The organism is Vibrio sp. bablab_jr001, assembly GCF_016464285.1.
GTDB classification, from domain to species: Bacteria; Pseudomonadota; Gammaproteobacteria; order Enterobacterales; family Vibrionaceae; genus Vibrio; species Vibrio fluvialis.
In genome coordinates this window covers 88,966-101,754 of record NZ_JACDWZ010000092.1, presented here as the reverse complement: position 1 = coordinate 101,754, position 12,789 = coordinate 88,966, and the positions used below count along the sequence as shown (strand labels likewise).

11 protein-coding genes are annotated in these 12,789 nt (G+C 50.1%); 8 read left to right on the top strand and 3 right to left on the bottom strand.

What is annotated here, in order from left to right; translation table 11 throughout:
- Positions 1 to 34: 34 nt before the first annotated feature.
- The 4 genes from JIG40_RS14165 to JIG40_RS14150 all read left to right on the top strand — a co-directional run bounded on the left by JIG40_RS14165 (position 35) and on the right by JIG40_RS14150 (position 3,447).
- Positions 35 to 520, top strand: coding sequence for a DUF4865 family protein (locus JIG40_RS14165; RefSeq protein WP_199465541.1), 486 nt, complete (start codon positions 35 to 37; stop codon positions 518 to 520).
- 93 nt (positions 521 to 613) lie between these two features.
- Complete coding sequence (ampC, locus tag JIG40_RS14160; RefSeq protein ID WP_199465540.1) at positions 614 to 1,750, top strand: class C beta-lactamase; 1,137 nt, start codon at positions 614 to 616, stop codon at positions 1,748 to 1,750.
- Positions 1,751 to 2,044: 294 nt separating this feature from the next.
- Positions 2,045 to 2,863, top strand: a complete 819-nt coding sequence (locus JIG40_RS14155) for a hypothetical protein (RefSeq protein WP_020327647.1) — start codon at positions 2,045 to 2,047, stop codon at positions 2,861 to 2,863.
- 143 nt (positions 2,864 to 3,006) lie between these two features.
- Positions 3,007 to 3,447, top strand: a complete 441-nt coding sequence (locus JIG40_RS14150) for a hypothetical protein (protein WP_024374186.1) — start codon at positions 3,007 to 3,009, stop codon at positions 3,445 to 3,447.
- A 94-nt stretch (positions 3,448 to 3,541) separates the two neighbouring features.
- Here JIG40_RS14150 and JIG40_RS14145 read toward each other — a convergent pair whose 3' ends face one another.
- Positions 3,542 to 5,230 (bottom strand): NAD-dependent malic enzyme, encoded by a 1,689-nt coding sequence (locus tag JIG40_RS14145; RefSeq protein WP_020327646.1) that lies wholly within the window; start codon positions 5,228 to 5,230, stop codon positions 3,542 to 3,544.
- 203 nt (positions 5,231 to 5,433) lie between these two features.
- Here JIG40_RS14145 and JIG40_RS14140 point away from each other — a divergent pair, with 203 nt between their 5' ends.
- Together JIG40_RS14140 and JIG40_RS14135 are read left to right on the top strand one after the other, a co-directional pair.
- Positions 5,434 to 7,782, top strand: coding sequence for a helicase-related protein (locus JIG40_RS14140; RefSeq protein ID WP_199465539.1), 2,349 nt, complete (start codon positions 5,434 to 5,436; stop codon positions 7,780 to 7,782).
- Between the two features lie 215 nt (positions 7,783 to 7,997).
- Positions 7,998 to 8,390: a hypothetical protein gene (locus tag JIG40_RS14135; RefSeq protein WP_020327644.1), complete on the top strand. Its 393-nt coding sequence runs from the start codon at positions 7,998 to 8,000 to the stop codon at positions 8,388 to 8,390.
- 43 nt (positions 8,391 to 8,433) lie between these two features.
- Here the strand turns inward: JIG40_RS14135 and JIG40_RS14130 are convergent, their stop codons facing one another.
- Both JIG40_RS14130 and JIG40_RS14125 read right to left on the bottom strand, forming a co-directional pair.
- Positions 8,434 to 9,906: a Na+/H+ antiporter NhaC family protein gene (locus tag JIG40_RS14130; protein ID WP_020327643.1), complete on the bottom strand. Its 1,473-nt coding sequence runs from the start codon at positions 9,904 to 9,906 to the stop codon at positions 8,434 to 8,436.
- Positions 9,907 to 9,926: 20 nt separating this feature from the next.
- Complete coding sequence (locus JIG40_RS14125; RefSeq protein WP_020327642.1) at positions 9,927 to 11,273, bottom strand: glutamine synthetase family protein; 1,347 nt, start codon at positions 11,271 to 11,273, stop codon at positions 9,927 to 9,929.
- A gap of 195 nt (positions 11,274 to 11,468) precedes the next feature.
- On the opposite strand from JIG40_RS14125, the gene JIG40_RS14120 reads away from it, so the two are divergent.
- Together JIG40_RS14120 and puuR are read left to right on the top strand one after the other, a co-directional pair.
- The gene (locus JIG40_RS14120) at positions 11,469 to 12,269 is read left to right on the top strand and encodes a gamma-glutamyl-gamma-aminobutyrate hydrolase family protein (RefSeq protein WP_199465538.1); all 801 of its coding nucleotides are present in this window, start codon (positions 11,469 to 11,471) and stop codon (positions 12,267 to 12,269) included.
- Entirely contained in the window at positions 12,226 to 12,780 is a 555-nt protein-coding gene (gene puuR, locus JIG40_RS14115; RefSeq protein ID WP_020327640.1) for an HTH-type transcriptional regulator PuuR, read from the top strand. The genes JIG40_RS14120 and puuR overlap by 44 nt, the downstream gene beginning before the upstream one ends.
- Positions 12,781 to 12,789 lie beyond the last annotated feature (9 nt).

Below are 12,789 nucleotides of genomic sequence, written 5' to 3'. Positions count from 1 at the left end.
ATGCTGGCTCTAAAGACGAAATGGAGGCAACACAATGATCGCGATGCAATACAAAATGGTTTTACCCGCAGACTACCCAATGGAGAGCATTGAAAACCGAATCCGCGAGAAAGGACATCTGTTGGATGGTTATCCCGGTTTGCTGTTTAAGGCGTATCTCTATTCGCGTAAAGATGCCACGATGTACCACAACGACGTGAACAGTTACGCGCCGTTTTACGTTTGGCGCGATCACGGCTCAATGCGTGCGTTCTTAAGCAGTGATGGATTTAAAGGCTTGTGCGAGCAATTTGGTCGTCCGGCAGTGCAGGTCTGGTTTGTTGACGAAGTCCCAAGCGCACCTGATGAAAACGTGGTGTTTGCCTGTATCGAACACACAGCGCTGCAGGACGCTGATGTTCGCGGCGTCAACGTGACGACCTGGCAATCCCTTGGCGTAACTTGGCTCAGCCAGATTGATAATCGTAGCCCGATACAAGGTGATATTTACGCAGTGGGGTATGTGGCCCGTGGGGAGTGAATGATTTTACACAGACTTCACGCGTAACATGAATGAAATCCGTAAATTAGGCGGCGAATCAGTCATCCCTTTATTATGTGGAAATATCAATTCATGCTGCCTAAGAAGAAAAACCTTATCACTGCGTTGTCACTCATAACGTTGTCATTCACGACGCAAGCCAATGACCAGTTGCAATCGGTTGTGGATCAACAAGCCCATCGAATCATGCAGCAGTTTGCTGTCCCGGGCATGGCGATTGGGGTTACCGTGGACGGTGTAACCAAGGTCTACAACTATGGTTTCGCAGAAACGGCGACCCAATCACCGGTCACTGACAATACGATTTTCGAACTCGGTTCAATCAGCAAAACGTTTGCAGCGACTTTAGCCAGTTACGCGCAGCAACAAGGCGCTTTGTCATTTGAAGACAAAGCGGAGCAATACTTGCCAGAGCTTGCCAACTCAGAAATCGGTCGCACGCCAGTGTTGTCGCTTGGCACCTATACGGCGGGTGGTTTACCACTGCAATTTCCGGATGAGGTCACCAATCACGAAGAGATGATGGGCTATTACGCTAGCTGGTCAAAAGCTTTTCCGGTTGATACTCAGCGCCAATATTCAAATCCGAGTATTGGTCTGTTCGGTTACATTGCTGCCACAAGTTTAAAGGCGGATTACTCTGCACTTATCGAGCAGAAAATGTTGCCAGCATTAGGCATGCACAGCACCTATGTGAACGTACCGAAAGAGAAGATGAGCGATTACGCGTTTGGTTATAACGCCAAAGGTGAAGCTGTGCGCGTCAATCCGGGCATGCTGGATGCAGAGGCCTACGGGATTAAATCGACGGCGTCGGATTTGATTCAGTACATCAACGCCAACCTGGGCGCGGCAGGAGATAAAGAGTGGCAGGAGGCGATCAATCACACGCACAAGGGGTATTACCGAGCGAGCACCTTCGTACAAGGATTGGCGTGGGAAATGTATCCGTATCCGGTCAAACTGGATGTTCTGCTGGAAGGTAATTCAGCGGACGTGATCCTCAATCCGAAACCGATCAGCAAAGCTGATGGAAAGCGGATGAACAACGCCTGGATTAACAAGACGGGCTCTACGGGCGGATTTGGTGGCTACATCGCTTTTATTCCGAGTGAGAAAGCGGGCGTGGTCATTCTGGCTAACAAGAGTTATCCGAACACCGAACGTGTGAAAGTCGCCTATGAGATTTTGACGGCTGCGATGAAATAACGTGGGCGGTTCTTACTGTCCCCAATCGCCTCGGTAGGCATCAACACGTCTTGAACACAGTGATCTGTGTGCTGGTTCACTGTGTTCGTGAGCAAAAATGCCCTCTTCAAATATAAATTTGGATGCATATCTAATTAAATTGGAAATTGTTCGACCAAACGGCGTGCGTCATGGATTTATCATAAATCTGATATAAACCTAGTTTTATATTGAAGCGGTTGGAGACGCAGTCAGCGGTATTGGTTCTCTGACTTAAGTAGTACTGATATTCATCTAAATATAGGAAATAGATAAATGAGTAATCTACTAGAAAGAACGAACGCATGGCTGGGACATATCACTGGCGCAGAGAAGATTTTGTTACCGCAATCCGTCTTTGCAAGCCAGTCGTTGTTGAAGATGTTAGACACTGACAGCTTGACAGAAAACCCGTCCCGAGCCGCTGCTGTTGGCGACTATAAAGCGCAGGCAGCTAAGGCTTCTACACCGGGTACCGCTCCACAAAGCGTGTTTGATGGTATGCAGACCGCTGTAAACATGTGCCGAACTAAAGCTGGATATAACCCACTAGATCCAGAAGGAAATGGTGACAAGGCGCACTTTATCCAGTTCACGCAATATATCAGCTCAATGCCTTTTGTCACATTGGACTGGGCGACAACCACTCAGATCAAACAACAGAGCAGAAATGCCGATGTACTGATCAACTCCTTTGTCGACGGCTTTTGGGGGATTGAGAAAGGCGATAAAGACCAGATCGTCACGTCCGTTCAGGGGCTGGTTTCGGCGGCTTTATCTTATGCAAATCAAACTGAGAAACTCTCTAACTTTGCTCAGAACCTACTGCAGGTTGATTCTTCGGGCAACGTGCAGTTCAGTTTGTACAGCAGCACTTTCCAGATTTCAGCGACTGAAAAGAAAGGTATTATTACATTCCATTCTGAATACGAACTTTCTCAAGCGATGTATTCGTTGTCTCCGGCGAACTGGGAGACCGTGAAAGAAGCCTTCGCTCAACAATACAAAGTGACGGTTGACGATTGGATCAATGATATGACGACGCCAGCGAAAGCGGGCAGTACGGTCAAAGCGCTTTGTCTGGAAGAAAGATAACGCTGAGAGAAACGTTGTTGTACTGACGTAATAACCAAGCCCGCAGCTGCGGGCTTATGTTTATGTTCAGGATATTCACTACCTTATATGTAAATGAAGAACTCTCTGAACTATGAACCCCGGAATCTGATAGGAGGCTAGATATGACAATGAAAACGCTCATTATGTTGTTCGTCAGCTTTTTTATAATTAGTGGATGTAGCTCATCAGCAACAAGTGAATCCCCTAATTCCATAGTGCCAAAGTCAACGTTTAAAAATACGACCGTTTGGAACAGCGGGCAAAAATTCTGGAATGTCATAGGGTCAACGGATGATCCGAAAATAGATCACAGCTCTTGGATCGCGATATATCGAGATAAATGTGGAACAGACCCCGGTAAACTTAGTGCGACTGGCGCAATGTGCCCACACAACGCCCTTGGCGGGCACGTAGTGAAAGATGGCCAATCGCAATATCCAGCCAAAAATTCTGCCGTCTATATCCTTCCTATTTGTACGAGTGAAAATAACCAACCTAGTCTGGAGATGACCGTCGCGGCGGATGACACTTGCGTCGTGGTATTGAACTATTGGATGAAGTAAACGCGCCAAGGGTTAGCAGATAAACATGGTGGCGTCTTTCCTCCCGCCAAAAAACAAAAAAGCCCCTTTACAGGGGCTTTATCAATTCAATCTCTTAGAAAGAAGTGCGTTTGTAGCGACGGTATACCGGTTGCCAGAAGTGCTGTTCAATTGCCACTTCCAGTGCCTCATCGGTGATCTCCAGAGCAACGCCTTGTTCAATGGCTTTCTTCGCCACAGCAAAGGCAATTTTCTTCGACACCGAGTGGATCGATTCCAATGGCGGCAGCAATGGGCCGTGGCCGTTGATCGCCAGCGGAGAACATTCAGCCAGCGCACGGCTTGATTCCATCAGCATATCGTCAGTCACGCGTTTTGCGCCAACGGCCAGAACGCCCAGGCCAATACCCGGGAAGATGTAGCTGTTGTTACATTGTGCGATTGGGTAAGTCTTGCCTTCGTTGATCACTGGATCGAACGGGCTGCCTGTTGCAACCAGTGCTTCACCGTTGGTCCAACGAATGATGTCGCTTGGCGTTGCTTCCACACGGCTGGTTGGGTTCGACAGCGGGAACACGATTGGGCGAGGGCAGTGCAGGTGCATCTCTTTGATCACTTCTTCACTGAACAGACCCGGTGCACCAGATACACCGATCAGGACGGTTGGTTTCGCCTGACGAACTACGTCATGCAGCGAGTAACCATTGCCTTCGGTTGTCCACTCTTTGGTGTTGGCTTTTTTCTGAACCAAACGTTGTTGGAAGTCCAGCAGGTTTGGCATGCCTTCTTCCAGCAGACCCCAACGGTCTACCATGTAAACCTGAGAGCGTGCTTGTTCGTCGGAAATGCCTTCCGAGACCATTTGCGCGATGATCGCTTCGGCGATACCACAACCCGCAGAGCCTGCGCCCAGGAAGGTGATGCGTTGTTCAGACAGTTTGCTGCCTGCCGCTTTACACGCGGCCAGCAGAGAACCCACGGTAACCGCTGCAGTGCCTTGGATGTCATCGTTGAAACAACAGATACGGTTTTTGTAACGCTCAAGAAGCGGCATCGCGTTTTTCTGTGCGAAGTCTTCGAACTGCACCAGTGCTTCTGGCCAGCGGCGTTGAATCGCCTGAATCACTTCTTCAACAAACGCATCGTACTCAACGCCGGTAATACGTGGATGACGCCATCCCATGTACATTGGGTCCGCCAGACGTTGTGGGTTGTTAGTACCGACATCCAGCACGATAGGCAGAGTATAAGCCGGGCTGATACCGCCACACGCGGTGTACAGTGACAGTTTACCGATTGGAATACCCATGCCGCCGATGCCTTGGTCACCCAGACCAAGAATACGTTCGCCGTCGGTGATGACGATAACTTTGACGTTGTGGTTCGCTGCGTTGTTCAGCAGATCGTCGATGCGATCGCGGTTCGCGTACGAGATGAACAGACCGCGACCACGGCGGTAAATGTTAGAGAAGTTTTCACACGCTGCACCAACGGTCGGCGTGTAGATGATCGGCATCATCTCAGAAATATGGTTTTGCACCAGACGGTAGAACAGTGTCTCGTTGGTGTCTTGCATGTTGCGCAGGTAAATGTGCTTGTCCATATCGCTTTCAAAGCTGCGATATTGTTGGTAGGCACGAACTACTTGTTCCTGTATTGTTTCCGTGGCTTCTGGTAACAAACCTTCCAGGTTGAATGATGCACGCTCTTCAGCGGAGAATGCACTGCCTTTGTTAAGAAGAGGGGTACTGAGCAGAGCTGGACCAGCGTAGGGAATATAAAGCGGACGTTTGTCGTTATTCATTTTCGGCCTTTGTAGGGTGGACGGGAAACGCAAAAATGATAACGGCTTATCTGCTAGGTTGTAAATAGACAACCCGTAACCTTCAGGAGATTATTCTGCCTAAAGTCAGTAACATTTCCTAAACCTAGTTAAAATTGGCCAAATCAATACCCAAACGGCTTACTATTTATCGAAATCATCCTTAGAATTTTCTTTTATAAAATATGCAGTTACTTCCTATTCAGCCCCTAAAAGAGACCTTTTTGCAGGCTTTGCAACAAGATCATGTGATTGTCGAAGCGGAAACCGGTTCCGGCAAGTCGACTTGTCTGCCACTTTGGGCCGCGCAGCAAGGGCGGGTTTTGGTCATCGAACCGCGCCGAATTGCCTGTACTTCTCTGGCTGAATTTCTCGCTCAGCAGCGCGACGAAGCGATCGGCCAGCACATTGGTTACGCCATCAAACTCGAAAACCGTTATTCAGAACAGTCGCAAGTGGTGTTTGTTACCCCGGGTGTCGCGCTGCGCTGGTTTGCAGAAGATGGACTTAAGCAGTTTGATGTCATCATGGTCGATGAGTTTCATGAGCGTCGCTGGGATACCGATTTGCTGGTGGCACTGCTGAAAGAGCGTCAGAGTCACCGTTTAGTCGTGACCTCTGCAACACTGGAAGGGGAGCGCCTTGCGGCATATTTACAAGCTCAGCGGCTGCAAGCGAGTGGGCGCATTTATGACGTCAGTATTGAGTATCGTGCGTCCGACAGTCGGCAGTTACCCGATGGGCGCTATCTTGCCGAGCGGGTAAAAGCCGAAGTGACAGAAGCGATGTCAGCTACCGAGGGCGATATTTTGGTCTTTCTGCCCGGGCGCAAAGAGATTCAGCAGTGCCAACAGATTCTCAGCGGGATCGACTCACTGCTGGTGGTGCCTCTGCATGCTTCAGTCAGTGAACATGAGCGCTCGTTAGCTTTGAATCCGCAGCGCCAGCAAAAAGTGGTGCTGGCAACCAATGTGGCGGAGACCTCGCTCACCATTCCCAATATTGCCAGGGTGATCGACAGCGGCTTAGAGCGCCGCAACGAACAGCGCAATGGCCGCACGGCGCTTGTCTTAAAACACATTTCCAAAGCGAGTGCCAAGCAGCGTGCAGGTCGGGCTGGTCGCGTGATGCACGGCGTAGCCGTGCGTTTATATGGCCAACACGCCGCGCTGGATGCCGTCACGCCGCCGCAATTGCAACGTGAAGATCTGACTGAGCCGATGCTGGCCGCTGGCAGCTGTGGTTTGCCGCTGCAATCACTGACGTTCCTTGAGACTTTGCCGGAAAAGACGCTGACCCAAGCTGCGGAGATGCTCAAGGGCATTGGTGCGCTGGATGAGCATTTGGCTATTACCGAGCACGGCCGCCGCATTGCACCCTTGCCGGTTGATGCGCTCTACGCCGATTTGGTGGCCCGCATCGAACCGAAAGCGATGAAAGAAGCCATGATTGACCTCACGGCGGCATTGGCTGTGCCGGCGAGTCTCTATTCACTCTCTTCAAACGACGAGCTGCTGGAAAAATTGCAGCAGGAAGAGCCGCTGGGCTGTGACGCACAATTGTTGATTCAGCTTGTTCGTGGCCAGGCTTTTTCCGCTGTTACAACCGATGAAGAAGCACTGCGGGAAGCGCGCGGTTTATCCGAGCAGATGCGTGATATCTATGAGTTGCCTGAGCTGGAGGTGGCTTCGCGCTATCAGCATGCAGCTTTGGCAGAAGCGGTCGGCCGTTTGCATCCTGAGCTGCTGTTTGTACGCCGCGAACGGCGTCGAGAAGCGCTCGGCAACGGGCGAATGGAAGTGCTGACGGGGCGCAACAGTCGTTTCCCGGTGCGTTCTGAAGCTGCGCTGGTGTTGGATCAACACAGTTTGCCGGGCAAAGGCGTCAAGCAGACATTGACGCTGGCAACGGTCATGATGCCGGTACCACTGTCACTGATTGAAACGCTGGAATTGGGGCAGTGGCAGCAGGGCGAAACGGTGCAGCAAGATGGCGTACTGAGCACCGTTCTCAATCTTCACTATGCTGGCCGCGTGGTCGCGAGCAAAACGGTGCAGGCGAGCGGTGAATTGGCGCTCAAACCTTTGGTGGAAGCCGTGAAAGCAAACGAGTGTCTGCCCGGTTTTGCTGAGCGACGCCATTATGAAATCGAGTGGTGGAAACTTTACGTCGAGCTGGGGTTGGATGCTAATGCGCAACAACATGGCGAGATCACCTTCGAAAGCTGGTTTGAACAGCAACTTCAGGCGCTAGGGATAGAGTCGCCGGAAGATCTGGCGATGTTTGACGCTGATGATATACCGTTCGCGGGAATCCCTTATTGGGAACTGAGCGATTTTGCTGAGGCCTATCCGTTTGAACTTAGTCTGGGTGATTTACAGCTCACGGTTGAATATTTCGTCAAACGTAAATTGGTGCAGGTGGTGTACAAAAGTGGCCTGCGCAAAACTGTCCCTAAACGCTGGGAGCTCCCGCGCTGGAGCGGATACAAGGTCCAGTTCAGGAAGGCGAGCCGGGTGATTGATATTCAGTAATGATGTTCGGGCGTGAATAATTGTTGAATAAATTGTTTGTAGCCCGAAATATTAATCAACCACACACCTATTTTGTTGTCTTTGATCAATTTTTGTTACCAGATTGATTTTTATATAGCCCATTGGTTTGAAGATGGGGCATAAAAGAATGTTTTTATATATCGTATTGCTATATAAGAAATCCTGAATAATATTGATCTCAAACGAGACCACTGATGTCGGGGGACAACATGGAAAAAACCGATCGAATCTCTGTCGTGTTTGATTACACCAGCTTCTTAGGCACCTCTTGTACAAAAAAATGGACTTTTTCAGATGCGCTCGTTTCATTTGCCCCTGTTTTCGGAACGGTGTGGCATGACACAGTGAAAGATGGCAAAAGTCATGAAGAGAGGCTGTGGGACATGGCGCTGCAGCGACTGTCCAGCCGCAGAAGCGATGAATCCAATCTGGTGACGCTGGTGAAGCTCGCCAAGCTGGAAGGGATTGAAGAGCTCAAACTGGTGATGCCCTATTCATTGGATGCAGACCAGATCGCTGCGATTCAGACCCGAGGTGAAGCGCAAGTAAAAGTGTGTGCACCGGAAGAATTTATTATTACCTTTTAAAGAAAAACGGGGCTGATTGCCCCGTTTTTTTATCGGTCAAATTCTAAATAAACAGAAAGAACAGCGTCGTAGCAACGATACCAATCAGAGCATAAGGGAACTGCGTAATGGCGTGTTGCATCGAAGTACAGCCACTGCCTTGTGCCGACAGCACTGTGGAGTCACTGAAGAAACACGAGTGGCTGCCTGCCGCTGATGCAGAGAGCAGAGCACCGATAGTCAGCGACACTGGCACACCCATTTGCTCGCCCAGCGGGAATACAATCGGCATCGCAACTGCAAACAAACCCCAGGATGACGCCGTCGCAAAGACCAGGCCGGTCATTACCAGGAAGATAATCGCCGGGAACAGGGCGGGTGACAGCCAAGGCGTAACCGCTTCAATTACGTAGGAAGTCAGGCCAAGTTGGTCGTTCACGTTCTTGAGCATGAAACCGCCAATTACGGTCGCCAATGGCAGCATCATGATTTTGATACCGTCGTAAATCGCTTCGAACATAGAATTGACTGGCATTAGGCGCTGTACGCCGTACAGGAAAATGGTGAAAATAATCGCCACAAACACACCGGCCAGCAGGTCGATATCGAAGTACCAGCTTGCGCCGACCAACACCACCATCGGCAGCGCGAAGTTCAGCACGCCCATGGTTGAGTTCGGATGCGCCGTGACTTCTTCGCCCATCGAAATATCCACGCCACCATCAGGCTGAACCTGACCGGCTTGCGCGCGCTGCTCGGCAATTTTCATCTGGCCGAGGTCTGGAATTTTGTCCATCGCAACTAGGAACACTACCAGCAGCGTCACCCAACCGTAGGCCATGTAAGGAATTGCTTCGATGTAAGCCTGAATGCCTTTCCCTGCGTCTGCCACATTGTTGGCTTCCAGCAGTGAACCAAAGAAAATCGCCCAGGTTGAAATGGGGATCAGGATACACACTGGCGCAGCCGTTGAATCGACCAAGTACGCCAACTTTTCGCGTGAGATCTGGTAGCTGTCGGTGATGCGCTTCATTGACGATGAAATCGCGATAGCGTTGAGATAATCGTCGATGAAGACCAAAATACCCAGCACGAAAGTCAGCAGCATCGACTGACGCTTACTTTTTACTTTCGTCACCAGCGCTTCACTGAAACTGAGAATGCTGCCGCCTTTCTCAAGAATCGTGATCAGACCGCCCATCAGGCCACACACCAGAATCAGCCAGGCGATGGTTTCATCCATCATGACCGACATTGACATGTCGACCACGCCGCCAACCACTTCGGTCGGGTTAAGCATGATCAAACCGACAATCGCGCCGCTGAACAGCGCTTCCACCGTACGGTGGGTCAGCAGGGCGAAGGCAAGAACGAAGACTGTTGGCAGTATGCTGTACCAACCGTATTCCGTATCTGGCTGGTGGCTGGTCCCGATGGTGGCGAAAATGCCAATGAGCACCGCGATACCAAGGACCGCAATCAGACTTTTAAAGTCGAATGCGGGTTGCATCTTTATTGCTGGGTTTTTAGTCGTCATAAATAGAGATCCTTTCTCAATTAGGCTGAATGAAGCATCCATTCCACTTCAAGTGGCGTTACTGCTTGTTCAAACTCCCTCAGCTCTTTGTCTTTACATGCGGTATAAAGCGAAACAAATTCCTGTGGCAAGTACATGCCAATCAGCTCACTGGAGCTCAGTGTTCGGAGTGCATCCGCCATGCGCGTTGGCAATGAGGCTGCGTGTTCATCCAGAGCGGGAGGACATTGCTCCGGCCCGAATTGTTGGCTGGCGAGCAGGCCGCTCAGTACCACGACCGCCAGCAAATATGGGTTCACGTCTGCGCCGGCAATTCGGTGCTCGATGCGGCGGTTTTTGCTGTCACTCATCGGGATACGAAGGGCAACACCGCGGTGGTTTTCAGCCCAGTCTGCACGGGTTGGGGTGTACATCATCGGACAGAAGCGTCGATAGGAGTTCACGTTGGGGCAGAGTAGTGCCATAGATTCCGGCATCATGGCAAGCATTGCTGTTAAAGTTTTGTAAAAAAACGGGCTGCAATCACCTTGGCTGTCTGAGAAGCGGTTATGACCGTGTTCGTCTAATACACTCAGGTGAATATGCATGCCGTTACCCGCTTCGTCAGCGAATGGCTTCGCCATAAAGGTCACATCAAACCCGTGTTTGAGCGCCACCTGGCGGATCAGACGTTTGGCATAAATGACCTGATCGCAGGCATTGATGACATCGGCTTGATGGTTGAAGTTGATTTCGAACTGGCCCGGTGCGGACTCAGACAATGCGCCGGACGTATTGAGGCCCTGGGCTTGCGCGGCGAAGTTGAGATCGCTGAGGAAGTCGGCGTAGTCATCCAGGTTTTCGATGTTGTACACATCCGATTTGAATTCGCGTCCCTGATGAATGGGGTTGACGGGGGGCTGGATTTCGCCTTTGTCGTTGCGGTTTTTGTCGATCAGATAAAATTCAAGCTCAATCGCGGTGACCGGAAAAAGATTGTTGGCGTGTAAGCGTTCCATCATCTGCGCCAGAACCACGCGCGGTGACATCAGTGTCTCTTTTTCTCCTTTGCGGTCCATCATGTTGAGCATGATCTGGCCGACTTCAGGGTTAAAGGTCGGGGTTAAGGTGCCCAGAATCGGATAACAAATATGATCTGGTTCGCCGATGGCTTCGCCCAGTCCCGCTTCTTCTACCACCTTGCCGTGTACACTCAATGACAGCGTCGACAGCGGCAGATAGACCCCTTTGTACACTTTATCGAGCGCTTCAATGGGGATGCGTTTGCCGCGAGGTCGCGCATTGATATCAGGAAAAATGAGATCGATGAAGCGTATCTCGGGCCATTCTTGTTTAAAATTTTTAACTTCTTGTATGAATCCGTCCATTTTCAGACACTCCGTATGGCTGACATGTAACTTATATTTAACAAGCTTTATGTTTTTGGCAATAATTAATGCCGAATTGGTAGAAATTTTTAACGAAGATCATATTTTGTGTCTTTTTTGTTAATTTTGGGTTGTGTTTTTGGTTTTTGAGTTTTAGGTTGGTAAATATATTGAACAAGCGAGTAGGACGTCGCGATGAGTAAAGAGAACGGAATGACCAAGCCCGTGATTGGCGTGATTTGTTGTCGTAAGCAGGTAGAAGGCTATGACGTACAAAGTGTGAATGAGCTGTATCTGAATGCGGTTCGCGATGCCGGAGCCTCGCCACTGTTGCTGCCAGCCGGTGCCGATGCACAAGAGCTCAAGCAATTGCTAACCATGCTTGATGGCGTGTTGCTCACCGGGAGTCACTCAAACGTCGCTCCACATCGTTATGCAGCTACGCACGATGAACCGAAAACGGACGAGTCCCGCGATGCGCTCTCTTTTACTCTGATTGATCACTGCATCGAACAGAACATTCCGCTGCTGGGTGTCTGCCGCGGTTTTCAGGAAATGAATGTGGCTTTGGGTGGAACACTGCACCCGAAAGTGCACGAGACCGACGGCTTTATGGATCACCGTGAAAGCCAGAGTCCGGACTTCAACGAGAAGTATGCCTACGTGCATACGGTAAAAATATCGTCCAACGGCAGCTTTGCTCACTGGCTCGGTTCTCAGGAAGACATTGAGGTCAATTCTCTGCATGGCCAGGGTGTCAACCAACTTGCACCGCGACTGACGAAAGAGGCCGAAGCGCCGGATGGGTTGGTTGAAGCCTTTAGTCTCAAGGGTCATCCGTACTTCATTGGTGTGCAATGGCACCCAGAATGGCAATCTCGTAAAAGGATCTTTTCCAGAATTCTATTCGATCGGTTTATCATAGCGGCTTCGGAACGTCGGAGTCTTTTAAATGGAAACAGATTCAATTGGTCAAAAAATTGCGCAACTGCGTAAGGAACACAAATTATCTCAACGTGAACTGGCGGAGAAAGCCAATATAACTCACAGCGCTATCTCGTCGATTGAGAATAACAAAGTGAGTCCTTCTGTCAGTTCGCTGCACAAGATTGTGAAAGTATTCAATCTGTCTCTGTCCGAGTTCTTCACTCAGGACCAGACAATTGAAGAGCGCCCGGTGGTGATTGCTCCGGATCAGCTGATTGAAATCGGTAACGAACGTGTATCGATGCGATTGGTGTGTGATGGTCGTGATAAACGCCGGATGGGCTTCTTGATTGAGTGTTTTCAACCTCATACCGATACCGGTGTGATCAGTATTAAACACGAAGGCGAGGAAAGCGGAACGGTACTCGAAGGTGAAATCGAGCTGACCCTGGGCGATAAAACTTATGTCATTCGCGAGGGTGAGTGTTACCTCTTCGATACCAACGTGCCTCATAAATTTACCAATAAAACGGATAGAGTTTGCCGGATAATTAGTGCTCATACGCCGCCAAGCTTCTAGACGTTTTCT

Bases quoted from the DNA above. Each gene is read 5' to 3' on its own strand.
- puuR (WP_020327640.1), top strand. From the start codon at position 12,226: ATGGAAACAGATTCAATTGGTCAAAAAATTGCGCAACTGCGTAAGGAA.
- JIG40_RS14135 (WP_020327644.1), top strand. From the start codon at position 7,998: ATGTCGGGGGACAACATGGAAAAAACCGATCGAATCTCTGTCGTGTTT.
- JIG40_RS14145 (WP_020327646.1), bottom strand. From the start codon at position 5,230: ATGAATAACGACAAACGTCCGCTTTATATTCCCTACGCTGGTCCAGCT.
- ampC (WP_199465540.1), top strand. From the start codon at position 614: ATGCTGCCTAAGAAGAAAAACCTTATCACTGCGTTGTCACTCATAACG.
- JIG40_RS14130 (WP_020327643.1), bottom strand. From the start codon at position 9,906: ATGACGACTAAAAACCCAGCAATAAAGATGCAACCCGCATTCGACTTT.
- JIG40_RS14165 (WP_199465541.1), top strand. From the start codon at position 35: ATGATCGCGATGCAATACAAAATGGTTTTACCCGCAGACTACCCAATG.
- JIG40_RS14140 (WP_199465539.1), top strand. From the start codon at position 5,434: ATGCAGTTACTTCCTATTCAGCCCCTAAAAGAGACCTTTTTGCAGGCT.
- JIG40_RS14150 (WP_024374186.1), top strand. From the start codon at position 3,007: ATGACAATGAAAACGCTCATTATGTTGTTCGTCAGCTTTTTTATAATT.
- JIG40_RS14120 (WP_199465538.1), top strand. From the start codon at position 11,469: ATGAGTAAAGAGAACGGAATGACCAAGCCCGTGATTGGCGTGATTTGT.
- JIG40_RS14155 (WP_020327647.1), top strand. From the start codon at position 2,045: ATGAGTAATCTACTAGAAAGAACGAACGCATGGCTGGGACATATCACT.
- JIG40_RS14125 (WP_020327642.1), bottom strand. From the start codon at position 11,273: ATGGACGGATTCATACAAGAAGTTAAAAATTTTAAACAAGAATGGCCC.